We start from the raw sequence: 20,753 nt of genomic DNA, 5'->3' as shown, positions 1-20,753 counted from the left end.
CGAGACCAGGTCCGACGACAATGTCGCGCGCATGATGCAATGCGCCACGGCGCCGGCCTGGTGCGTATCGATGCGTTATCGATGGACCATGCCCGCGGCCGACAGTTCACGGTAGTAGCGGTCGAGCCGGTCGACCTGCGCCACCAGCGCCTCCACCGGCCCGTCGTTGTCGATGACGTCGTCGGCACATGCCAGTCGCGCCGCGCGCGTGGCCTGCCTGGCCATGATCGCCAGCACCTGTTCGCGGCTGAAGCCGTTGCGCGACATCACGCGGGCCACCTGCGTGGCCTCGGTGCAGTCGACCACCAGCACGCGGCCAACGCGCTCGCGCCACGAGCCCGATTCCACCAGCAGCGGCACCACGTAGATCAGGTAGGGATGCGCGCCGGCAGCGCGGATCGACTGCGCGCGCTCGGTCGTCAGCGCGCGGATCAGCGGGTGCGTGATGGCTTCGAGCCGCGTCTTGGCGTCGGGGTCGGCAAACACCAGCGCGCGCATTGCGTCGCGGTCCATGGCACCGTCCGGGCGCAGGCAGGCGGGGCCGAAGGCTTCGACCAGCGCCGGGATCGCGCGCCCGCCCGGGGCCGTGATCTCATGCGCGAGCAGGTCGGTATCGATGATCGCGGCGCCGCGCGCGGCAAACATGTCGGCCACGCGGGTCTTGCCGCTGCCAATGCCGCCGGTCAGTCCGATTTCCAGCATGTGAGGTTTCTGTCAGACGTCGTTGCCGCAACGATACCAGCTTCGGCCGCTTCGCCTGTGTCCCGCTCACGGCCGCGCGGCCATCACCAGGCAAACAGCGGCAGCACCCCGGGGCCGAACAGCAGCACCACCACGCCGGCCAGCGCGATGAAGGGTCCGAACGGGAACGGCGTGTCGCGCTCCTGGCGGCGCAGCGCGATATTGGCCAGCCCGAACAGCACGCCGGCCACCGACGACAGCAGCACCAGCGCCGGCAGCGCCTGCCAGCCGAACCAGGCACCGAGCGCCGCCATCAGCTTGAAGTCGCCGAAGCCCATGCCCTCCTTGCCGCGCAGCAGCCGGAACAGCCAGTAGGCGATCCACAGCACCAGGTAGCCGGCGGCGGCGCCGATCACCGCGTCGGGCAGCGCCACGAACAGGCCGGCCAGATTCAGCAGCAGGCCGAGCCACAGCAGCGGCAGCGTGATCTGGTCCGGCAGCAATTGCGTATCGGCGTCGATCATGGTCAGCGCCAGCAGCCCCCACACCAGCACCAGCGCGGCCAGCGCCTGCGCGCTGGGGCCGAAGCGCCATGCCACCAGCGCGCTCAGCACGCCGCAGGCCAGTTCCACCAGCGGATAGCGCACGCTGATCGGCGCCTTGCACGCCGAGCAGCGGCCGCGCAGGAACAGGTAGCTCAGCACCGGCACGTTTTCCCACGGGGCGATGGCGTGGCCGCAATGCGGGCAGGCCGAGCGCGGCACCATCAGGTTGTAGCGGCCGGGGTAGGGCAGCGGGTCGCCGCGCAGCTCGGCAATGTAGTTGGCCTCTTCGCGCTCCATCATGCGTGGTACGCGGTGGATCACCACATTGAGGAAGCTGCCGACCACCAGCCCCAGCAGCGCCGCTGCCGCCACCAGGAAGACTGGCGGCAGCGCCGCCAGCGCGTGCAGCAGCGGGGCGGTGCCGGTCGCGGTTCCGGTCGCGGCTCCGATGGGATAAGGGGAAGCGGACCACACCGGCTGCATCGCTTACACCACCTGTCCCAGCTTGAAGATCGGCAGGTACATCGCCACCACCATGCCGCCGATCAGCACGCCCAGCACCACGATGATCAGCGGCTCGATCAGGCTGGAGATGGCGGCGACGGCATCGTCGACCTCGCGCTCGTAGAACTCCGCGACTTTCAGCAGCATGTTGTCCAGCGCGCCGGATTCCTCGCCGATCTGCGTCATCTGCAGCACCATGTTGTCGAACACATGGGTCGCCTGCATCGCGTTGGTCAGGCTGGTGCCGATGCGTACCGATTGCTCGATCTCGCGGGTGGCGTCGTAGTAGACCCAGTTGCCGGCGGCGCCGGCCACCGACTCCATCGACTCCACCAGCGGCGTGCCGGCAGCGAACATCGTCGCGAGGGTACGGGTCCAGCGCGCGATCACGGCCTTGCGGAACAGGCTGCCGAAGATCGGCAGCTTCAGCAGCGCGCGGTCGGTGGCGCGCTGCACCTTCTCGGACTTCTTCAGCGCGCGCAGGTAGAAGCTGATGCCGGCCACCGGCGCGCCGATCACCAGGTACCAGTACTGCACGAAGAAGTCCGAGATCGCGATCACCAGCAGCGTCGGCGCCGGCAGGTTGGCGCCGAAGCTGGAGAACACCCCCTTGAACGCCGGGATCACGAACAGCATCAGGATCACCGTGACGGCAAAGGCGACGGTCAGCACCGCGATCGGGTAGATCATCGCGGACTTGATCTGCCCCTTCAGCGCGATGGTCTTCTCCATGTAGAGCGACAGGCGCTCCAGCAGCGAGTCCAGGATGCCGCCCTGTTCGCCGGCATCGATCAGGTTGCAGTACAGCGTGTCGAAGTATCTGGGATGGCGGCGGAACGCCGCGGCCATGCTGCTGCCGGCCTCGATGTCGAAGCGGATGTCGGACAGCAGCTGGGTGAAGTTGGGATTCACGTGCCCGCGCGCGATGATGTCGATCGACTGCAGCAGCGGGATGCCGGCCTTGAGCATGGTCGACAGCTGCCGGGTGAAGTAGGCGATGTCCTTCTCGGTGATCTTGCGCCCGCGCGCGGCCTTGCGCTTCTTGAGCTTGACGATGGTCAGGCCCTGCTTGCGCAGCGTGGCGGTGACCTCGGCCTGGTTTTCGGCGCGCAGCTCGCCGGTGAAGGTCTTGCCCTTGCGGTCCTTGCCTTCCCACTCGAAGATGTACTGGGTGGGTGCCTTGCGTCCCTTCCCCGATTTGGCCCGTGACGGTGCCCCCGTCCGGGCGCCCGCTGCTGGTGCGCGCGTCGCCATGTGATTGACCCCCGATGACAATGACGCTTGTTCTGCGTCTTGTATTTACGTTATGTCTTGCTTGCCTACGTATTCGTGGTCGCCAGCACTTCTTCGAGTGACGTGACGCCCTGCCTGACCTTCAGCAGCCCCGCTTCGCGCAACGATAGCACGCCGTCCTTGCGCGCCTGCTCGGCAATCTGCAGCGCGGTGCCGTGCGCCAGGATGATCTCCTGCATGGCCTCGGTGATCGGCATCACCTGGTAGATGCCGCAGCGGCCCTTGTAGCCGCTGCCATTGCAGCGCTCGCAGCCGACCGGATGGTAGGGCTGCCAGCTGCCGTCCAGGTCCTGCTCGCGAAAGCCCGCTTCCAGCAAGGCCTCGCGCGGGATCTCGCCCTCGCGCTTGCAGGTGCACAGCCGCCGCGCCAGCCGCTGCGCGGTGATCATCAGCACGCTCGACGCAATGTTGAAAGGGGCCACGCCCATGTTCATCAGCCGTGTCAGCGTGGTCGGCGCGTCGTTGGTGTGCAGCGTCGACAACACCAGGTGGCCGGTCTGCGCGGCCTTGATGGAGATGTCGGCGGTTTCCAGGTCGCGGATTTCGCCGACCATGATGATGTCCGGATCCTGGCGCAGGAACGAGCGCAGCGCGGTGGCGAAGGTCAGCCCGGCCTTGTCGTTGACGTTGACCTGGTTGATGCCCGGCAGCTGGATTTCGGCCGGGTCCTCGGCCGTCGAGATATTGATGTCACCCTGGTTCAGCAGGTTCAGGAAGGTGTACAGCGATACCGTCTTGCCGCTGCCGGTGGGGCCGGTCACCAGCACCATGCCGTAGGGACGCTTGATCACGTCCAGCAGCAGCGCCTTCTGCTCGGGCTCATAGCCGAGCTGGTCGATGTCGAGCTTGTCGGACGACGATTCCAGGATCCGCATCACGATCTTCTCGCCGAACAGTGTCGGCAGCGTCGACACGCGGAAGTCCACCGCCTTCTCGACGGTTTCCTTGGCATCCTTGTCCTTGGGCAGCGCGATCAGCAGCTTCATGCGGCCGTCCTGCGGCACGCGCTTTTCAGAAATATCCAAGCGCGACAGCACCTTGATCCGGGTCGCGATCTTGTCGCGGATATCCAGCGGCGGGCGCGCGACCTCCTGCAGCACGCCATCGACACGGAAGCGGATCCGGTAGAAGGTTTCGAACGGTTCGAAGTGCAGGTCGGAGGCGCCGCGGTGGAAGGCCTCGGTCAGCAGCTTTTGCAGGAAGCGCACCACCGGGGCATCGTCGATATTGTCGGCCGTGGTGCGGTTGCGCGGGTTGGCGGCGGCGGCGACCGGATCGTATTCGATCATCTTGCGCTCGGCCTGCACCGGCGAGATGTTCTTGAGCGTGCCCAGCGCCTCGCCGGCGGCGCGCACATGCTTCATCAGCTTGTCGTGCTCGACCACCACCGCTTCGACCGGCAGCTTGTACTTGTCGCGGATCGCGTCCAGGCCGGCCTGGTTGGACGGATCGGACAGCGCCAGCACCAGGCGATTGTCGCGCCGGCCCAGCGGCAGCAGCCGGTGGGCATGGAATTCACGGTTGCCTGCCAGCGCCGGCGGCACCTTGGCGAGGTTGTACTGGGCCAGGTCCAGCAGCGGCAGCTGGTACTTGTCCGCGGCGAACAGCGCCAGGTCGTGCGCGCTCATGGTGCCGCTGCCGACGATCTCGTCGATCAGCTGCGATTGCTTTTCACGCGCGGCCTGCTCCAGCTGAGCAAGCAGGGCGGGCGCGATACGCCGGCTCTGGGCCAGGGCAAGTCCGAGTGTCATGGCAGGTGCGCAGTGATTGGAGCAGTGTCCGCGGACAGGGCAGGACGAGACGAGCCCGCTTCTAGGGATCGGGGCAGTTTGCCGATGGGGTCACTTTTTGTAAAGGCGACGGCGGGACGTATTGGCGTTTGTGCGACACCGGCGCAACCCTAATGCGCGGGGCCTAGTACGACGGGGCCGCGAACACCGCAGACGGCAATTTGAGAGTTGCCTCAATCCCGGTGGGGCGCTGGCCCGCCATGCTTCTCGGCACGGTGGCTCGCCGGCGTCCGGCATAGCCTGATCTGTTATAGAATCAAAAACGAGTGTATAACATCGCATGAGGCGAAACTACAAGAAGCCCTTCGCTCAGTTCGTCAAGAAGGCACACAAGCCGCTGCAACTGGCGATCGAAGACGAGGTTGAGGAGCTCTGTGCGGCGCCCCAGCTGGGGGAAGCGAAGATCGGGGACTTGGGTGGCATCCGGGTGCACAAATTCCGGTTCAACCGGCAGCAATACCTGATCGCCTACCGGGCACTGCCGCAGGAGTTCAACGCGAAAGGCGTGGCACTTGAAGTGCTATGGATCGATTTCTACAAGGTGGGCTCGCATGAGAACTTCTATGACGAACTCAAGAAATACCTGAAGGCAGAAAGGAATGGACACGATGACGGCTGAAGATCTGCTGCATGCCCTCGGCGAGTTGCCCCCGCGCGAGCGCGTCAGGTTCTTCACACTGATCGGGCAGCAGGCCTTTGGTGACGAGAATTTCTCGCACGAGGAAGTCTTTGGCCATCTGGCTGAGGACGATTTCACCGCGGCAGAGGCTGCCCAATACCTCGAAATCTCGATTGCCACCTTCCGCCGGCTGGTGCGCGATGGCAAGCTGGCTCCACGGGCGGAAGTCGGGCGCAGCCAGCTTTTCTCCGTGGCGGAGCTGAAAGCATTCAAGCGACGGCGAAAAGCCATCAAGGGCTGAGGAGGGGGGTAGAAAGACAAAAAGCCGAACCAACTTTCGTTGATTCGGCTTTCTAAATCTGGTCGGGGTGAGAGGATTCGAACCTCCGGCCTCTACGTCCCGAACGTAGCGCTCTACCAGGCTAAGCTACACCCCGATTTGGTTTTGCCGGCAGACGTTTTGGCGTCAGCAGCAAAGAACGTAAGTTTAGCAGCGTTTTTTTTGGAATGGAAGAGGGCGGAGGAAAACGCCGCTCGTCCCGCCTCAGGACTGCCGCTGCAGCGAGAACGCGCAGAGCTGGATCAGCGTTTCCTTCAGCGCGGACGGCGGGAACTGCCGCGCCGCCTGCTCGGCGGCTTCGGCTTCGCGCCGTGCCGCTTCGAAGGTGACCTCGAGCGCGCCGCTGGCGTGGATCGCGGCGAAGACCGCGTCGAAATGCTCGGTGCCGCCCTGCACGATCGCGTCGCGGGCCAGCTGGCGCTGCTCGGCGGTGCCGTGTTCCAGCAGGTGCAGCAGCGGCAGGGTGGGCTTGCCTTCGCGCAGGTCGTCGCCGGCGTTCTTGCCCATCTGCTCGGCGCTGGCGGTGTAGTCCAGCATGTCGTCGATCAGCTGGAACGCGGTGCCGATGCGGCGGCCGTATTCGGCGGCGGCTTCTTCCATCTGTGCGTCGGCGCCGGACAGCACCGCGCCCAGTTGCGCGGCGGCCTCGAACAGCTTGGCGGTCTTGTAGCGGATCACCTGCAGGTAGCGCTCGACGGTGACGTCGGGGTCGTGCATGTTCAGCAACTGCAGCACTTCGCCCTCGGCGATCACGTTGGTCGCGTTCGACAGGATTTCCATGATGCGCATGCTGCCGGCATCGACCATCATCTGGAACGCGCGCGAATAGAGGAAGTCGCCCACCAGCACGCTGGCCGCATTGCCGAACACGGCGTTGGCGGTGTCGCGCCCGCGCCGCAGCTCGGACTCGTCGACGACATCGTCGTGCAGCAGGGTGGCGGTGTGGATGAACTCGACGACGGCGGCCAGCTCATGGTGGCGGTTGCCGTCGTAGCCCAGCGCGCGCGCCGTCAGCAGCAGGATCACCGGGCGCAGGCGCTTGCCGCCGGCACCGATGATGTATTCGCCGATCTGTTCGATCAGCGGGACTTCGGAGGACAGCCGCTGGCGGATAACAGCATCGACCGCGCGCATGTCTGCAGCGACCGGGGCAAGCAAGGCAGTGGCGGAAGGCTGGGACAAGATGATCACCGTTACGCAAAACCGGACGATTATATGCGATGCGGGCGGCGTTCTACGCATGCCCCGCATAGTTTGCCGGCGCTGGGCTCAGGGTATGCGCGCAGCGGCGCCGATCATCGGCGCCACTATAATTGCAGCCATGGACAAGCCCTTACCTCGCCGCCAACTACGCCGCACTGCCTGGTGGGTGGCGTTTGCCGCACTGGCGGGCTTCCTGCTCGCCGACCTGACCTGATCCAAAGCGGCCGCCGATTGTGCCGGCCGCGCCGCTCACAGGCTATGTGCCTGTTTTCTTTGCAGTTTTACCCGATCTCGTTTACAATTCCCGGTTTCCTCCGGTAGTCGCTCGCCTTGCGGGTCCTTGCCGGTGGGAGATAACCGGGCCGCATCGCGCGGCTTCGGCGTTTTATTCACATCCGAGAGGTTCGACAATGTACGCGGTCGTAAAAACCGGCGGCAAGCAATACAAGGTTGCTGCTGGCGAAAAACTGAAAGTAGAACAGATACCGGCAGACATTGGCGCAGAAATCACGCTCGACCAGGTGCTCGCAGTGGGCGCCGGCGACCAAATCAAGTTTGGTACGCCGCTGGTGAGCGGGGCTTCCGTCAAGGCTACCGTTATCTCCCAGGGTCGTCACGACAAGGTGAAGATCTTCAAGATGCGCCGTCGCAAGCACTACCAGAAGCGTCAGGGCCATCGTCAGAATTACACCGAACTGCGCATCGAAGCGATCGTTGCCTGATCGATCGAGCGTAATCCGGTAAAGCGACAGGAGTAAGACATGGCACAGAAAAAAGGCGGCGGTTCCACGCGGAACGGCCGTGATTCCGAATCGAAGCGTCTGGGCGTGAAGGTGTTTGGTGGCCAGGCCATCAACGCCGGCGGCATCATCGTGCGCCAGCGCGGTACCCGCGTGCATGCCGGCGACAACGTCGGCGTGGGCAAGGACCACACGCTGTTCGCCCTGATCGACGGCCACGTGCAGTTCGCCGTCAAGGGTCCTGCCAAGAAGCAGCAAGTCAGCGTCGTTCCGGCGGCCTGATAACAGCCTTTGCAGGACGAAAGGCCCCGCAACGCTTGCGGGGCTTTTTCTTTTCTGGCGAAGTAAACTACGCCGGCACCCGCTCTGCCGAGCCCTGCCGATCCATCACGGAAAACCCATCATGAAGTTCATCGACGAAGCCCGAATCGAAGCCATCGCCGGCAACGGCGGCAATGGCAGCGCCTCGTTCCGGCGCGAGAAGTTTGTGCCCTTCGGCGGCCCGGATGGTGGCGACGGCGGCCGGGGCGGCAGCGTGTTCGCCGTGGCGGACCGCAATATCAATACGCTGATCGACTTCCGCTACGCCAAGAAGCATGTGGCCAAGAACGGCGAGAACGGCCGCGGCTCCGATTGCTACGGCGCGGCCGGCGAAGACATCACGCTGCGCATGCCGGTGGGCACGCTGATCACCGACATGGACACCGGCGAGGTCATCGCCGACCTGACCGAGCACGGCCAGCGCGTGTGCCTGGCCGAAGGCGGCATGGGCGGCTGGGGCAACCTGCATTTCAAGTCCAGTACCAACCGCGCGCCGCGCCAGCAGGTCGACGGCAAGCCGGGCGAGCGCCGCATGCTCAAGCTCGAGCTGAAGGTGCTGGCCGACGTCGGCCTGCTGGGCATGCCCAATGCCGGCAAGTCGACCTTTATCTCGCATATCTCCAACGCGCGCCCCAAGGTGGCGGACTATCCGTTCACCACGCTGCATCCCAACCTGGGCGTGGTGCGCGTGGACCACGAGCAATCGTTCGTGGTCGCCGACATTCCCGGCCTGATCGAGGGCGCGGCCGAAGGCGCGGGCCTGGGCCACCAGTTCCTGCGCCACCTGCAGCGCACCGGCCTGCTGCTGCATATCGTCGACCTGGCGCCGTTCGACGAGGCGGTCGACCCGGTCGCCGAGGCCAAGGCCATCGTCAACGAGCTGAAGAAGTACGACGAGACCCTGTACGAAAAGCCGCGCTGGCTGGTGCTGAACAAGCTCGACATGGTGCCCGAGGACGAGCGCGCGGCGAAGGTGAAGGACTTCCTCAAGCGCTACAAGTGGAAGGGCCCGGTGTTCCAGATCTCGGCGCTCACCGGCGAAGGCTGCCGCGAGCTGATCTACGCGATCAAGGACCACCTGCAGGCGATCAAGGCCGAAGAGGCCGCGGCGCTGGCAGAGCCGGACATCCGCCTGGACGACCGCCTGCATAACGTCGACCAGGACCAGCGCGAGGCATAAACAAGAATCAGCGGTTCCGAACGAACTCCGGAGACAGGATTTCCACCATGCAATCGGTCATCGCGCAGGCAAAGCGCATCGTCGTCAAAGTCGGCTCCAGCCTGGTCACCAACGACGGCAAGGGGCTGGACCACGACGCCATCGCCCGCTGGGCGGCCCAGATCGCCAAGCTGCGCGTGGCCGGCAAGGAAGTGGTGCTGGTCAGTTCCGGCGCCATTGCCGAAGGCATGCAGCGCCTCGGCTGGGCGCGCCGCCCGAAGGAAATCCATGAGCTGCAGGCCGCCGCCGCGGTCGGCCAGATGGGGCTGGCGCAGGTCTACGAGAGCCAGTTCGGCCGCTATGGCATCCGCACCGCGCAGGTGCTGCTCACCCACGCCGACCTGGCCGACCGCGAGCGCTACCTGAACGCCCGCTCGACGCTGCTGACGCTGCTGTCGCTGGGCGTGGTGCCGATCATCAACGAGAACGACACCGTGGTCACCGACGAAATCAAGTTCGGCGACAACGACACGCTGGGCGCGCTGGTCACCAACCTGATCGAAGGCGACGCGCTGGTGATCCTGACCGACCAGCGCGGCCTGTACACGGCCGATCCGCGCAAGGACCCGGCCGCGCAGTTCGTCGACGAGGCCCTGGCCGGCACGCCCGAGCTGGAGGCGATGGCCGGCGGCGCCGGCACCTCGATCGGGCGCGGCGGCATGCTGACCAAGATCCTGGCGGCCAAGCGCGCAGCCAAGTCTGGTGCGCATACCACCATCGCCTCGGGCCGCGAGGCCAATGTGCTGGAACGCCTGGCCGCCGGCGAGGCCATTGGCACCCAGCTGCTGGCGCCGACCGGCCGGCTGACGGCACGCAAGCAATGGATGGCCGACCACCTGCAGCTGCGCGGCCGCGTGGTGATCGACAACGGCGCGGTCGAGAAGCTGACCGGCGGCGGCAAGTCGCTGCTGCCGATCGGCGTGGTCGAGGTGCAGGGCGAATTCGCCCGCGGCGAGGTGATCGCCTGCGTCGATGCGCAGGGCAAGGAGGTGGCGCGCGGCATCACCAACTATTCCAGCGCCGAGTCGCGGCTGATCGCGCGCAAGCCGTCGTCCGAGATCGAATCCGTGCTCGGCCACCTGAACGAGCCCGAGCTGATCCATCGCGACAACCTGGTGCTGGTCTGAGCGATGCAAGCAAAAACGGCGGGACTGCCTGGCAGTCCCGCCGTTTTTTTTATGCCTGCACCGGTTGCCTCAGCGTTTGCTCGGCGCGCGCGATTGCAGCTCGCGCACCATGTCCGCGGGCTTGCCGGCGACGGTGCGGCCCTCGCAGAAGAAATCGATCGCGAGCGTGGCAGCATAGGCGTTGCGGACACCGGTCTGCATGCGGTGCCAGGTCTCGCCGTAGTCGCTGCTGTTGGGCACCCATTCGGCGGCGCCGGGGGGCAGGGTGGCGTACAGCTTGCGCTCGAATGCGTCGCAGCGCATGCCTTCGAAAGTCACGTTGCGGGCGCCGCTCTGGCTGGTGGTGACCACGGTATAGCGCACCACATTGTCCTTGCCCACCGAAATGGACTTGCTGTCCACCGCGAACGACAGCGTGCCGGTGCCCGACACCGAGAACGGAATCAGGTTGGCCTCTTGCGGCAAGGGCGGCAGCATGGCCTTGGCTTCCTCGAAGGTCTTGGGCGCGAACGGGTTGTTCCAGGTGCTTTCTTCCTCGGCCATCTCCTTGCCGGTGGTCTTGCAGCCGGCCAGCGCCAGGCTGGCCGCGGCAAGCAGCAATGCGGCAGCGCCCAGGCCGCCGCGGCGGCCCACGCCGGTCAAACTAGTCATCAGTGCTCCGTGAAGTGGATACCGGCGTCGCCGGCGAAACGTAGTCGGCCGCGGCCGGGGCTTCGGCATTGCCGTCGGCGTCGGCCTGCTGCGCGGCCTGGGCGCGGCTCAGCGCCTGGCCGCGCGGACCGCCGTGGCGACCGTGCACGCCGTGGGCGCCATGGTTGCCGTGCGTGCCATACGGGCTCAGCGGCACGCGCGGGTGCCGGTTCAGGAAGCGCGACAATTCCGTCAGCGCCATCTGGTAGACATCGCGCTTGAACTCGATCACGGCCTCGAGCGGCACCCAGTAATGGCTCCAGCGCCAGGCGTCGAACTCCGGGTGCTCGGTGGCGCGCAGGTGGATGTCGCAGTCCCTGCCGGCCATGCGCAGCAGGAACCAGATTTGCTTCTGGCCCTTGTAGTGGCCGCGGATCTCGCGGCGGATGAACTTGTCCGGCACCTCGTAACGCAGCCAGTCGCGCGTGCGACCGACGATCCTGACGTGCTCCGGAAGCAGGCCGATTTCCTCATGCAGTTCGCGGTACATGGCCTGTTCCGGCGTTTCGCCGTACTTGATGCCGCCCTGCGGAAACTGCCAGGAGTGTTCGCCGATTCGCTTGCCCCAGAAAACCTCGTTTCTTGCGTTGAGGAGGATGATGCCGACGTTCGGGCGAAAGCCTTCACGATCGAGCATGACTGCACCTCGAATCCTTTAGAATTACGCTGATTATAAAGGAAGCGCGCAGCCGGGCCCGGACCCGGGGATGGTGGTTTTCCCCGAGCGGAAGGGCAGTTTCAGGCGCGTGCGCATAATTCAGCGCCGCCGGCCCGCCGGATTGTGCCGGGACGGATTTTTCCGACCGCGGCGGCCCAGAGAGAAATTACGGATGAAAGCCTCGCAATTCTTCATTTCCACCCTCAAGGAAGCGCCCGCCGACGCGGAAATCGTTTCGCACAAGCTGATGATGCGCGCCGGCATGATCAAGAAGCTGGGCGCCGGCATCTACACCTACATGCCGGTCGGCCTGCGCGTGATCCGCAAGGTGGAGAACATCGTGCGCGAGGAAATGAACCGCGCCGGCGCGGTGGAGCTGTCGATGCCGGTGATCCAGCCGGCCGAACTGTGGCAGGAGACCGGCCGCTGGGACAAGATGGGCCCCGAGCTGCTGCGCCTGAAGGACCGCCATGAGCGCGACTTCGCGGTGCAGCCCACCTCCGAAGAGGTCGTGACCGATATCGCCCGCTCGGAAATCCGCAGCTACAAGCAGCTGCCGCTCAATTTCTACCAGATCCAGACCAAGTTCCGCGACGAGCGCCGGCCGCGCTTCGGCATCATGCGCGGGCGCGAGTTCACCATGAAGGACGCCTATTCCTTCGACCGCGACACCGACGGCCTGCGCAAGTCGTACGAGAACATGTACGAGGCCTACGTGCGCATCTTCCGCCGCTTCGGGCTGGAATTCCGCGCCGTGGCGGCCGACAACGGCGCCATCGGTGGCTCGGGCTCGCATGAGTTCCACGTGATCGCCGACACCGGCGAAGACGCCATCGTCTATTGCCCGACCTCGGCCTACGCCGCCAACATGGAGGCCGCCGAGGCGCTGCCGCTGCTGGCCGAGCGCGCCGCGCCCAAGCAGGACCTGGTCAAGACCTTCACCCCGGAGAAGGTCAAGTGCGAGCAGGTGGCGGAATTCCTGAACCTGCCGCTCGAGACCAACGTCAAGTCGATCGTGCTGGCCACCGACGGCGACGCCGGCACCCAGATCTGGCTGCTGCTGATCCGCGCCGACCACGAGCTGAACGAGGTCAAGGCCTCCAAGGTGCCGGGGCTGGCCGATTTCCGCTTCGCCACCGAGAACGAGATCGTCGAGGCGTTCGGCTCGCCGCCGGGCTACCTTGGCCCGATCGACATGAAGAAGCCGGTCAAGGTGGTGGCCGACCGCACCGTCGCCAACATGAGCGACTTCGTCTGCGGCGCCAACTACCGCGACTACCACTACACCGGCGTCAACTGGGGCCGCGACCTGCCCGAGCCGATCGTGGCCGACCTGCGTAACGTGGTGGCGGGCGACGCCTCGCCGGACGGCCAGGGCACGCTGGAAATCTGCCGCGGCATCGAGGTGGGCCACGTGTTCATGCTGGGCACGCGCTACTCGGAATCGATGAACGCGACCTTCCTCGACGAGAACGGCAAGACCCAGCCGATGCAGATGGGCTGCTACGGCATCGGCATCACCCGCATCCTGGGCGCGGCGATCGAGCAGAACTTCGACGAGCGCGGCATCATCTGGCCGGCCGCGATCGCCCCGTTCGCGGTGGTGATCTGCCCGGTGGGCTACGACCGCTCCGAGGCCGTCAAGGCCGAGGCCGACCGCATCCATGCCGAGCTGCTGGCGGCCGGCGTCGACGTGATCCTCGACGATCGCGGCGAGCGCCCGGGCGTGATGTTTGCCGACTGGGAGCTGATCGGCGTGCCGCACCGCGTGGTGGTGGGCGACCGCGGCCTGAAGGAAGGCAAGGTCGAGTACCAGGGCCGGCGCGACGCGCAGGCCACCGCCGTCGGCGTGGCCGAGGTGGTCGCCCACGTGCGCAACCTGCTGGCGAACTGAGCCCCATGCGCGCCGTCCGCGGCCTGACCGCCGCAACTGCCGCCGCCCGCCGCCTGGCGGGCGCGCTGCTGGTGGCGCTGCTGGCCGTGGCGGCCACGGCGGCGCACGCCGGCGCGCAGAAGGAAGAAGACCTGGCCGATTCCGTTCGCGGCGCGCTGGCCGCGGCCATTGCCGATGACCGGCCGCTGCGGCCGGTGTTCGCGTCCGGCGGCGAGCGCCTGGCCTACCTGAAGTGGCTGGGCGAGATGTCGGCGCGGCTGGCCTCGCGCATCCCCGAGCCGCAGGTGCGGGTCGAGCTGATCGAGGTGGCCTACTACGAAGCCAAGCGCGCCGGCCTGGAGCCGGCGCTGGTGCTGGGCCTGATCCAGGTCGAAAGCAACTTCCGCAAGTACGCGATCAGCTCGGCCGGCGCGCGCGGGCTGATGCAGGTGATGCCGTTCTGGGTGCGCACCATCGGCGACAGCGACGCGCGCAAGCTGTTCCACCTGCAGAGCAACCTGCGCTACGGCTGCACCATCCTGCGCTATTACCTGGACCGCGAGCAGGGCGACCTGTACCTGGCGCTCGGCCGCTACAACGGCAGCCGCGGCCGCCCGGAATATCCCAACGCGGTGCTGGCGGCGTGGAAGCGCTGGCAGTATTCCGAAGCCACCGTCACGGTGGCCGGCGATCCTGAGATCGCGCCGTCGCGCCCGCGCGCGCCGGTGGCCGAGCCGCCTGCCCGCAACCCGTTCTCGTCGCAGCGCGTCGCAGCCAATCCGTCATGATCCGCGAAGCATCCGTTGCCGGCGGCAAGGCCGGCTACACCGAATCCTCGCCCGAACTCGAACAATGGCTGGCCCGGCATATCGCCCAGGGGTTTGCAGCCGATGCGCTGGTGCTGTCGATGCTGCGCTCGGGCTACGACGACGCCTTCGCGCGCCGGTCGGTGGCCGCGGCGTTTGCCCGGGACACCGGCGGCGCGGCGCCGGCACGGCCCGCGCCAGCTGAACCCGCGGCGGCCGGCACGCCCGCGGTCTACGCCGCCGACGGCGGCGACCGCCGCGTGCCGGTGCTGTTCCGGCTGGCGTCGCCCCAGGTGCAGCTGTTCCAGCAGCTGCTGAGCGACGACGAATGCGATGCGCTGGTGGCGCTGTCGCGCGGCCGGCTGGCGCGCTCGCCGGTGGTCAATCCCGACACCGGCGACGAGAACCTGATCGACGCCCGCACCAGCATGGGCGCGATGTTCCAGGTGGCCGAGCACGCCCTGATCGCGCGCATCGAGGCCCGCATCGCCGCGGTCACCGGGGTGCCGGCCGAGCACGGCGAAGGGCTGCAGATCCTCAACTACAAGCCGGGCGGCGAATACCAGCCGCACTTCGACTACTTCAACCCGCAGCGCCCCGGCGAAGCGCGCCAGCTGTCCGTCGGCGGCCAGCGCATCGCCACCCTGGTGATCTACCTGAACACGCCCGAGGCGGGCGGCGCCACCGCGTTCCCGCGCGTAGGCCTGGAGGTGGCGCCGGTCAAGGGCAACGCGGTCTACTTCAGCTACCTGCTGCCCGACGGCACGCTCGATGACCGCACCCTGCACGCGGGCCTGCCGGTGGCCGCCGGCGAAAAGTGGATCGCCACCAAATGGCTGCGCGAACGGCCGTACCGCAGCGCGGCGTGAGCCTGCCCGCGGATGCACCGGCGGCCCCGGCCGCCAGCCGCTGGTGGGCCGATCCCGCGCTGCCGTTTGCCGAAAGCCGGCGCGCCAGCCACAGCAGCGCCAGCTACCTGCCGCATAGCCATCCCACCCTGTCGGTCGGCGCCGTCGACGGCGGCGCCAGCCGCTTTGCCTGCGGCGATGAAAACGCGGTGCTCGGGCCGGGCGCGGTGGTGGTGATCCCGGCGCAGCAGGTCCATGCCTGCAATCCGGAGCCGGACGGGCGCTGGAGCTACCAGATGCTGCATTTCGACCCGGCGTGGGCCGCGGCCGTGCTGGACGAGGACAGCGCGGCGCGGGCCTGGCTGCCGGCCCGCGTGATGACCTCGCCGTCGGTCTACGGGCTGGTCTGCGGGTTGAACCGCATGCTGTTCTCGCCTGCCGACAGCGTCGAGAAAGAGGCCGCGCTGGTGGCCTTCATCGGCGATCTGCATGCCGCCATCGACACCGGCGCAAGCGCCCGGACGCTGCCGGTACCGGCCGCCGTCTCCGCCCGCGTGGCGCAGTTGTGCGAGCTGCTGCGCGAACGCCATGCCGAGCGGCTGCCGCTGGCCGAACTGGCGCGCGCCTGCGGCCTGAGCCGCTACCACCTGGTGCGGGCCTTCCGCGCCGAAACCGGCATGACGCCGCACGCCTACCAGCTCGACCTGCGCATCCAGCACGGGCGCCGCCTGCTGCGGCAGGGCGCGGCGCTGGCCGACGTCGCGCTGGCGCTGGGGTTTGCCGACCAGAGCCACTTCCAGCGCGCCTTCAAGCAGCGCGTGGCCATGACGCCGCGCGGGTACCAGCGCGCCGCCTGAGGCGCCGGCCTGGCGCCACACCGCAACTTTCTTCAAGACCGGCCACCGCGGTGCGCACCACACTGCGGACTCTTTACGGAGGGTCGGCATGGACATGGTCTTCGATCTCGCCCCGGGGGCATTGCCGTGGCAGCAATTCGCCATGGTGGCCGGCGCGCATGCGCTGGCGCTGCTCAGTCCGGGGCCGGACTTCTTCCTGGTGGTGCGCAGCGCGCTGCTGCACGGGCCGCGGCGCGCCGGCGCCGTATGCCTGGGAATTGCGCTGGGCAACGGCGTCTTTATCGGCCTGGCGCTGGCCGGCGTGGCCGCGATGCGGGATTCGCCGCTACTGTTCGCGGCGTTGCAGTGGGCCGGCTGTGCCTACCTGGCGTGGCTGGGCTGGCGCCTGCTGAACGCCTCCGGCGAACTGTCGATTCCGGCGGCCAATGCTGCCGATGCTGCCGCGAGGCCCGCGCCCGCAGCCCGGCTGGCCCAGCTTGCCAGCGGCTTCCTGTCCGCCGTGCTGAACCCGAAGAACGGCCTGTTCTACGCCAGCCTGTTCTCGGTGCTGGCCGCCAGCCGCACGCCGCCGGGCGTACAACTGGCCTATGGGATCTGGATGTTCGCGGTCGTGCTCGGCTGGGACCTGCTGGTGGCCTACGGCATCGGGCATCCGGCGATTGCCGCGCGCTTCGGGCGTTCGGTACGGTGGGTCGAGCGCCTGACCGGGGCCGTGCTGTGGCTGCTGGCGCTGGGCGTCGCGTGGCACGCGCTGGGTTGAGCCGATTGCCTCCGGAGTGGGCGATCCTGTATCGGCGTATTTCCCTCAAAGTGTACCGGTACTGTACCGTTAAGTGACCGTAGACTGATTTCCCGAAAACAGATGAGTCCCCCTTGGAGTCAGTCATGGAAGTGTCCCAACTCGCCGCCGGCACCGGTGTCTTCGCCGCCTTTGCCGGCTTTGCCCTGGTGTCGTCGATCACCCCCGGTCCGAACAACACGATGCTGCTCGCCTCCGGCGTGAACTTCGGCTTCGTGCGTACGGTGCCGCACCTGCTCGGTGTCAGCATCGGCTTCGCGCTGATGGTGGGGCTGGTCGGGCTGGGTCTGGGGTCGCTGTTCCATGCCTTCCCGTGGACCTGGCAAGTGCTGCGCGTGGTGGCGACGGTCTACCTGGTCTGGCTGGCGTGGAAGCTGGCCACCGCCGGCGGCGTGCAGGACCAGCAGGTGGCGCGGCCGATGGGCTTCTGGGCCGCCGCGGCGTTCCAGTGGGTCAATCCCAAGGCCTGGGTGATGGCGGTGGGTGCGTGCAGCACCTATGTGCTGCACGGCAACTTGTGGCTCAACGTGCTGCTGCTGTCCGGGATCTTCGGGGTGGTGAACCTGCCCAGCGTGGCGATGTGGGCCTTGTGCGGCTCGGCGCTGCGGCGCTGGCTGGCGCGGCCGAAGGTGCTGCGGGCGTTCAATATCGGGATGGCGGTGTTGCTGCTGGCGTCGCTGTGGCCAATTTTGGGGACACACCAGGCGTAACGCTTTTTCTCCCCTCTCCGCTTGCGGAAGAGGGGAGCAAACCATCAGTCCAGCTAGATCAAACCAGCGCCCGGATCGAATCCAGGTTCCGCCAATAGCCCTTCGCATCCATGCCGCAGCCGAACACATAGCGGTCCGGCACCGCAAAGCCGCAGAAATCCGGATGCATGGGCTTGGCCTTGCTCAGCGTCTTCTCGCACAGCACCGCGGCGTGGAATTCCTTGGCGCCCATGTCCATGATGCGCTGGCGGATCGCGGCCATGGTCTCGCCTTCATCCAGGATGTCGTCCAGCACCAGCACCACGCGGTCCTTGACCGATTCGCGCGGGGCCACGCGCCACTGCATCTCGCCGCCGACGGTCTTGTTGTTGTAGCGCGAGAGGTGGATGTAGTCGAACTCCAGCGGGAACGCCAGCTTGGGCAGCAGCATGCCGGTGAAGACCACCGCGCCGCCCATCACCGACAGCACCAGCGGGAAGTCATTGCCCATCCTGGCGGTGATGTCGGCGGCCATGCGGTCCAGCGACGCCTGGACTTCCGCGGCGGAGACGATTTCTTCGGAATTGGCCCACAGCTCGCGGGCCTGTTCGGCACTCATCATGATGTCTTTCCTGTTCTTTTGCGGGGGAGGCAGTTCGGCTTGCGGCGGCCGGCTTCAGCGATTGAAGAGGCCCTTCATGCCGCCCTTCATCGCGCCCATCTGGCGCATCATCTTCATCATGCCGCCGCCCTTGAGCTTCTTCATCATGGACTGCATCTGGTCGAACTGGTTGAGCAGGCGGTTGACCTCCTGCACCGGCACGCCGGCGCCCGCGGCGATGCGGCGCTTGCGGCTGGCCTTGATCAGGTCCGGCTTGGCGCGCTCGGCCGGGGTCATGCTGTTGATGATGCCTTCCATGCGCGCCACCTGCTTCTCGGCCTGGTCCATGTTGGCGCCCTGCGCCTGCTGGGCGAACTGCGCCGGCAGCTTGTCGACCAGGCTGCCCAGCCCGCCCATCTTCTTCATCTGGCCGATCTGGGCCTTGAAGTCTTCGAGGTCGAAGTCGCCGGTCTTCTTGATCTTCTTGGCCAGCTTCTCGGCCGCTTCCATGTCGACGCCGCGCTGGGCTTCCTCGACCAGCGCCAGGATGTCGCCCATGCCCAGGATGCGCTGGGCCATGCGGTCGGGGTAGAACGGCTCCAGGCCATCGAGCTTTTCGCCGACGCCGACGAACTTGATCGGGCGGCCGGTGATATGGCGCACCGACAGCGCCGCGCCGCCGCGCGCATCGCCGTCGAGCTTGGTCAGCACCACGCCGGTCAGCGGCAGGGTGTCATTGAAGGCCTTGGCGGTGTTGACCGCGTCCTGGCCGAGCATGGCATCGACCACGAACAGGGTTTCGGCCGGCTTCAGTTCGGCGTGCAGCGCGGCGATTTCCTGCATCATGGCCTCGTCGATACCCAGCCGGCCGGCGGTGTCGACGATCAGCACGTCGTGGTAATGCTTGCGCGCCCAGTCCACCGCCGCGCGGGCGATGTCCACAGGCTTCTGGTCCGGCTGCGACGGGAAGAACTCGGCGCCGACCTGCTCGGACACGGTCTTGAGCTGGGCGATGGCGGCGGGGCGGTAGACGTCGCACGAGACCGTCAGCACCTTCTTCTTTTTGTTTTCCTTGAGCCACTTGGCCAGCTTGCCGGCGGTGGTGGTCTTGCCCGCGCCCTGCAGGCCGGCCATCAGGATGATGGCGGGCGGCTGCACCGCCAGGTTCAGCTCGGACTCCTTATTGTTGCCGGTCGCGGCGTCGGCGCCGCCGATCACCGCGGTCAGCTCGCGCTGGACCACGCCGACCAGGGCCTGGCCAGGGGTCAGGCTGCTGACCACCTCTTCGCCCATGGCCTTTTCCTTCACGCGGGCGACGAATTCGCGCACGACCGGCAGCGCCACGTCGGCTTCGAGCATGGCAAGGCGCACTTCGCGCAGCATCTCGGCGGTATTGGCCTCGGTCAGGCGCGCCTCGCCGCGCATGGTCTTGACCACACGCGCCAGGCGTTGAGTGAGATTGTCCAGCATGGCAGGAATCGGGGGAAAAGTCGGAGCAGGGCTCGGGGCTGAAATCGGGAGGCAGTCCGGCACACGGGGCAGGCTGGGAACACCGGCTACACCGGTTCAAGCGGGCCGCCACCGGCCGTGGGCACTAAGGTAAACTGCGTAAATGGTCATTGTACTGTATGCCCTGACGGCACTTCTCTATTGCGGCCTGGCCTGGCACGGCTGGGCCACGCGCCATCCGCGCGTGGCGGCTACTGCCGGCCAGGCTGGCGGTTCCGCGGCCGCCGTGCTGGTGGCGGGCGGCGGCATCCCCCCGGCAGGCGGCGCGCACGGCGAGGGCCGCCCGGCCTGGTGGCACGTGCTGATGCTGGCAGCGCTGGCCAGCCACGGCATGCTGCTGCACGAAACCATCTTCCCGGCCGAGCGCATGATGTTCGGCTTTGCCTTTGCGCTGTCGGCCATGCTGTGGCTGGGCGTGGGCATCTACTGGATCGAGAGCTTCTTCTTCTCGCTGGCGGGGCTGGGGCTGATCGTGATCCCGGTGGCGCTGGTGGCCAGCCTGATGCCGCTGGCCTTTCCTGGCGCGCAGATCCTGGGCTACGCCGCGCGGCCACTGTTCAAGCTGCATTTCATCATCGCCAACGTGGCCTATGGGCTGTTCACGCTGGCCGCGTTCCACGCTTTCCTGATGCTGCTGGCGGAGCGGCGCCTGCATGGCTTCCGGCACGCGCCGGCGCGGCCGTCGGCACCGCAGCCGGGCCAGTGGCTGGGGCGCTGGCTGGACCTGCTGCCGCCGCTGCTGACACTGGAGAAGCTGCTGTTCCGGCTGATCGGCGCCGGCTTCGTGCTGCTGACGCTGACCATCGGCTCGGGCCTGCTGTTCTCCGAAGAGCTGTTCGGGCGCGCGTTCCGGCTAGACCACAAGACCGTGTTCGCGCTGATCTCGTGGGCCATGTTCGGCGGCATCCTGGCCGGGCGCATCTTCCGCGGCTGGCGCGGCAAGGTGGCGCTGCGCTGGGTCATCGCGTCGTTCGGCATCCTGCTGCTGGCCTATGTCGGCAGCCGTTTCGTGATTGAAGTCGTACTGCACCGGCTCTGATT

23 protein-coding genes and 1 tRNA gene are annotated in these 20,753 nt (G+C 67.0%); 14 read left to right on the top strand and 10 right to left on the bottom strand.

The window, feature by feature from the left end:
- Nucleotides 1–75 precede the first annotated feature (75 nt).
- The 4 genes from coaE to pilB all read right to left on the bottom strand — a co-directional run bounded on the left by coaE (nucleotide 76) and on the right by pilB (nucleotide 4,774).
- The gene (gene coaE, locus A2G96_RS20100) at nucleotides 76–702 is read right to left on the bottom strand and encodes a dephospho-CoA kinase (RefSeq protein WP_062801801.1); all 627 of its coding nucleotides are present in this window, start codon (nucleotides 700–702) and stop codon (nucleotides 76–78) included.
- A gap of 83 nt (nucleotides 703–785) precedes the next feature.
- On the bottom strand, nucleotides 786–1,709 hold the full coding sequence (locus A2G96_RS20095) for a prepilin peptidase (RefSeq protein WP_062801800.1): 924 nt from the start codon (nucleotides 1,707–1,709) through the stop codon (nucleotides 786–788).
- Nucleotides 1,710–1,712: 3 nt separating this feature from the next.
- Nucleotides 1,713–2,984, bottom strand: coding sequence for a type II secretion system F family protein (locus A2G96_RS20090; RefSeq protein ID WP_062801799.1), 1,272 nt, complete (start codon nucleotides 2,982–2,984; stop codon nucleotides 1,713–1,715).
- 65 nt (nucleotides 2,985–3,049) lie between these two features.
- The gene (pilB, locus tag A2G96_RS20085) at nucleotides 3,050–4,774 is read right to left on the bottom strand and encodes a type IV-A pilus assembly ATPase PilB (protein ID WP_062801798.1); all 1,725 of its coding nucleotides are present in this window, start codon (nucleotides 4,772–4,774) and stop codon (nucleotides 3,050–3,052) included.
- A 319-nt stretch (nucleotides 4,775–5,093) separates the two neighbouring features.
- Between pilB and A2G96_RS20080 the strand changes: the two genes are divergently transcribed.
- Both A2G96_RS20080 and A2G96_RS20075 read left to right on the top strand, forming a co-directional pair.
- A complete protein-coding gene (locus tag A2G96_RS20080) occupies nucleotides 5,094–5,432 on the top strand; it encodes a type II toxin-antitoxin system RelE/ParE family toxin (protein WP_062801797.1) in 339 nt (112 codons plus the stop codon).
- Complete coding sequence (locus tag A2G96_RS20075; RefSeq protein ID WP_062801796.1) at nucleotides 5,413–5,733, top strand: helix-turn-helix domain-containing protein; 321 nt, start codon at nucleotides 5,413–5,415, stop codon at nucleotides 5,731–5,733. The genes A2G96_RS20080 and A2G96_RS20075 overlap by 20 nt, the downstream gene beginning before the upstream one ends.
- A gap of 59 nt (nucleotides 5,734–5,792) precedes the next feature.
- Here A2G96_RS20075 and A2G96_RS20070 read toward each other — a convergent pair.
- Nucleotides 5,793–5,869: transfer RNA gene (locus tag A2G96_RS20070), tRNA-Pro, on the bottom strand.
- A 107-nt stretch (nucleotides 5,870–5,976) separates the two neighbouring features.
- Nucleotides 5,977–6,906, bottom strand: coding sequence for an octaprenyl diphosphate synthase (ispB, locus tag A2G96_RS20065; RefSeq protein ID WP_062801795.1), 930 nt, complete (start codon nucleotides 6,904–6,906; stop codon nucleotides 5,977–5,979).
- A gap of 49 nt (nucleotides 6,907–6,955) precedes the next feature.
- On the opposite strand from ispB, the gene A2G96_RS20060 reads away from it, so the two are divergent.
- From A2G96_RS20060 to proB, 5 genes are all read left to right on the top strand, one after another.
- Entirely contained in the window at nucleotides 6,956–7,189 is a 234-nt protein-coding gene (locus A2G96_RS20060; protein ID WP_150124185.1) for a hypothetical protein, read from the top strand.
- A gap of 196 nt (nucleotides 7,190–7,385) precedes the next feature.
- Nucleotides 7,386–7,697: a 50S ribosomal protein L21 gene (gene rplU / locus A2G96_RS20055; RefSeq protein WP_006576525.1), complete on the top strand. Its 312-nt coding sequence runs from the start codon at nucleotides 7,386–7,388 to the stop codon at nucleotides 7,695–7,697.
- 39 nt (nucleotides 7,698–7,736) lie between these two features.
- Entirely contained in the window at nucleotides 7,737–7,997 is a 261-nt protein-coding gene (rpmA, locus tag A2G96_RS20050) for a 50S ribosomal protein L27 (protein ID WP_012353931.1), read from the top strand.
- Between the two features lie 121 nt (nucleotides 7,998–8,118).
- A complete protein-coding gene (gene obgE / locus A2G96_RS20045; protein ID WP_062801793.1) occupies nucleotides 8,119–9,216 on the top strand; it encodes a GTPase ObgE in 1,098 nt (365 codons plus the stop codon).
- A 47-nt stretch (nucleotides 9,217–9,263) separates the two neighbouring features.
- Nucleotides 9,264–10,382: a glutamate 5-kinase gene (gene proB, locus A2G96_RS20040; RefSeq protein ID WP_062801792.1), complete on the top strand. Its 1,119-nt coding sequence runs from the start codon at nucleotides 9,264–9,266 to the stop codon at nucleotides 10,380–10,382.
- Nucleotides 10,383–10,451: 69 nt separating this feature from the next.
- On the opposite strand, the gene A2G96_RS20035 is transcribed toward proB, so the two are convergent.
- Together A2G96_RS20035 and A2G96_RS20030 are read right to left on the bottom strand one after the other, a co-directional pair.
- Entirely contained in the window at nucleotides 10,452–11,033 is a 582-nt protein-coding gene (locus A2G96_RS20035; protein ID WP_062801791.1) for a CNP1-like family protein, read from the bottom strand.
- A complete protein-coding gene (locus tag A2G96_RS20030) occupies nucleotides 11,026–11,709 on the bottom strand; it encodes an RNA pyrophosphohydrolase (protein ID WP_062801790.1) in 684 nt (227 codons plus the stop codon). Before A2G96_RS20030 ends, A2G96_RS20035 begins: the two co-directional genes overlap by 8 nt.
- A gap of 193 nt (nucleotides 11,710–11,902) precedes the next feature.
- Here A2G96_RS20030 and A2G96_RS20025 point away from each other — a divergent pair, with 193 nt between their 5' ends.
- From A2G96_RS20025 to A2G96_RS20000, 6 genes are all read left to right on the top strand, one after another.
- A complete protein-coding gene (locus A2G96_RS20025; RefSeq protein WP_062801789.1) occupies nucleotides 11,903–13,624 on the top strand; it encodes a proline--tRNA ligase in 1,722 nt (573 codons plus the stop codon).
- 5 nt (nucleotides 13,625–13,629) lie between these two features.
- Nucleotides 13,630–14,391 (top strand): lytic transglycosylase domain-containing protein, encoded by a 762-nt coding sequence (locus A2G96_RS20020; RefSeq protein WP_062801788.1) that lies wholly within the window; start codon nucleotides 13,630–13,632, stop codon nucleotides 14,389–14,391.
- Nucleotides 14,388–15,278, top strand: a complete 891-nt coding sequence (locus A2G96_RS20015; RefSeq protein WP_062801787.1) for a 2OG-Fe(II) oxygenase — start codon at nucleotides 14,388–14,390, stop codon at nucleotides 15,276–15,278. The genes A2G96_RS20020 and A2G96_RS20015 overlap by 4 nt, the downstream gene beginning before the upstream one ends.
- Nucleotides 15,275–16,114, top strand: coding sequence for an AraC family transcriptional regulator (locus A2G96_RS20010; protein WP_062802253.1), 840 nt, complete (start codon nucleotides 15,275–15,277; stop codon nucleotides 16,112–16,114). The genes A2G96_RS20015 and A2G96_RS20010 overlap by 4 nt, the downstream gene beginning before the upstream one ends.
- Nucleotides 16,115–16,202: 88 nt before the next feature.
- Nucleotides 16,203–16,874, top strand: a complete 672-nt coding sequence (locus tag A2G96_RS20005) for a LysE family translocator (RefSeq protein ID WP_062801786.1) — start codon at nucleotides 16,203–16,205, stop codon at nucleotides 16,872–16,874.
- 125 nt (nucleotides 16,875–16,999) lie between these two features.
- Nucleotides 17,000–17,623 carry a LysE family translocator gene (locus tag A2G96_RS20000; RefSeq protein WP_062801785.1) on the top strand — a complete coding sequence of 208 codons (624 nt, stop codon included), beginning with the start codon at nucleotides 17,000–17,002 and terminating at the stop codon, nucleotides 17,621–17,623.
- Nucleotides 17,624–17,681: 58 nt separating this feature from the next.
- On the opposite strand, the gene A2G96_RS19995 is transcribed toward A2G96_RS20000, so the two are convergent.
- Entirely contained in the window at nucleotides 17,682–18,224 is a 543-nt protein-coding gene (locus tag A2G96_RS19995) for a hypoxanthine-guanine phosphoribosyltransferase (protein WP_062801784.1), read from the bottom strand.
- Between the two features lie 54 nt (nucleotides 18,225–18,278).
- Nucleotides 18,279–19,673 (bottom strand): signal recognition particle protein, encoded by a 1,395-nt coding sequence (ffh, locus tag A2G96_RS19990; protein WP_062801783.1) that lies wholly within the window; start codon nucleotides 19,671–19,673, stop codon nucleotides 18,279–18,281.
- 142 nt (nucleotides 19,674–19,815) lie between these two features.
- On the opposite strand from ffh, the gene A2G96_RS19985 reads away from it, so the two are divergent.
- Nucleotides 19,816–20,751: a cytochrome C assembly family protein gene (locus tag A2G96_RS19985; RefSeq protein WP_062801782.1), complete on the top strand. Its 936-nt coding sequence runs from the start codon at nucleotides 19,816–19,818 to the stop codon at nucleotides 20,749–20,751.
- Nucleotides 20,752–20,753 lie beyond the last annotated feature (2 nt).

This window comes from Cupriavidus nantongensis (genome assembly GCF_001598055.1).
GTDB lineage: Bacteria > Pseudomonadota > Gammaproteobacteria > Burkholderiales > Burkholderiaceae > Cupriavidus > Cupriavidus nantongensis.
Note: the sequence above shows the minus strand (reverse complement) of the source record. Positions and strands in the feature narration are given on the sequence as shown.

What these genes read in the sequence shown, in the direction of transcription:
- coaE (WP_062801801.1), bottom strand. Translation starts at nt 702, where the DNA reads ATGCTGGAAATCGGACTGACCGGCGGCATTGGCAGCGGCAAGACCCGC.
- A2G96_RS20095 (WP_062801800.1), bottom strand. Translation starts at nt 1,709, where the DNA reads ATGCAGCCGGTGTGGTCCGCTTCCCCTTATCCCATCGGAGCCGCGACC.
- A2G96_RS20090 (WP_062801799.1), bottom strand. Translation starts at nt 2,984, where the DNA reads ATGGCGACGCGCGCACCAGCAGCGGGCGCCCGGACGGGGGCACCGTCA.
- pilB (WP_062801798.1), bottom strand. Translation starts at nt 4,774, where the DNA reads ATGACACTCGGACTTGCCCTGGCCCAGAGCCGGCGTATCGCGCCCGCC.
- A2G96_RS20080 (WP_062801797.1), top strand. Translation starts at nt 5,094, where the DNA reads ATGAGGCGAAACTACAAGAAGCCCTTCGCTCAGTTCGTCAAGAAGGCA.
- A2G96_RS20075 (WP_062801796.1), top strand. Translation starts at nt 5,413, where the DNA reads ATGGACACGATGACGGCTGAAGATCTGCTGCATGCCCTCGGCGAGTTG.
- ispB (WP_062801795.1), bottom strand. Translation starts at nt 6,906, where the DNA reads ATGCGCGCGGTCGATGCTGTTATCCGCCAGCGGCTGTCCTCCGAAGTC.
- A2G96_RS20060 (WP_150124185.1), top strand. Translation starts at nt 6,956, where the DNA reads ATGATCACCGTTACGCAAAACCGGACGATTATATGCGATGCGGGCGGC.
- rplU (WP_006576525.1), top strand. Translation starts at nt 7,386, where the DNA reads ATGTACGCGGTCGTAAAAACCGGCGGCAAGCAATACAAGGTTGCTGCT.
- rpmA (WP_012353931.1), top strand. Translation starts at nt 7,737, where the DNA reads ATGGCACAGAAAAAAGGCGGCGGTTCCACGCGGAACGGCCGTGATTCC.
- obgE (WP_062801793.1), top strand. Translation starts at nt 8,119, where the DNA reads ATGAAGTTCATCGACGAAGCCCGAATCGAAGCCATCGCCGGCAACGGC.
- proB (WP_062801792.1), top strand. Translation starts at nt 9,264, where the DNA reads ATGCAATCGGTCATCGCGCAGGCAAAGCGCATCGTCGTCAAAGTCGGC.
- A2G96_RS20035 (WP_062801791.1), bottom strand. Translation starts at nt 11,033, where the DNA reads ATGACTAGTTTGACCGGCGTGGGCCGCCGCGGCGGCCTGGGCGCTGCC.
- A2G96_RS20030 (WP_062801790.1), bottom strand. Translation starts at nt 11,709, where the DNA reads ATGCTCGATCGTGAAGGCTTTCGCCCGAACGTCGGCATCATCCTCCTC.
- A2G96_RS20025 (WP_062801789.1), top strand. Translation starts at nt 11,903, where the DNA reads ATGAAAGCCTCGCAATTCTTCATTTCCACCCTCAAGGAAGCGCCCGCC.
- A2G96_RS20020 (WP_062801788.1), top strand. Translation starts at nt 13,630, where the DNA reads ATGCGCGCCGTCCGCGGCCTGACCGCCGCAACTGCCGCCGCCCGCCGC.
- A2G96_RS20015 (WP_062801787.1), top strand. Translation starts at nt 14,388, where the DNA reads ATGATCCGCGAAGCATCCGTTGCCGGCGGCAAGGCCGGCTACACCGAA.
- A2G96_RS20005 (WP_062801786.1), top strand. Translation starts at nt 16,203, where the DNA reads ATGGACATGGTCTTCGATCTCGCCCCGGGGGCATTGCCGTGGCAGCAA.
- A2G96_RS20000 (WP_062801785.1), top strand. Translation starts at nt 17,000, where the DNA reads ATGGAAGTGTCCCAACTCGCCGCCGGCACCGGTGTCTTCGCCGCCTTT.
- A2G96_RS19995 (WP_062801784.1), bottom strand. Translation starts at nt 18,224, where the DNA reads ATGATGAGTGCCGAACAGGCCCGCGAGCTGTGGGCCAATTCCGAAGAA.
- ffh (WP_062801783.1), bottom strand. Translation starts at nt 19,673, where the DNA reads ATGCTGGACAATCTCACTCAACGCCTGGCGCGTGTGGTCAAGACCATG.
- A2G96_RS19985 (WP_062801782.1), top strand. Translation starts at nt 19,816, where the DNA reads ATGGTCATTGTACTGTATGCCCTGACGGCACTTCTCTATTGCGGCCTG.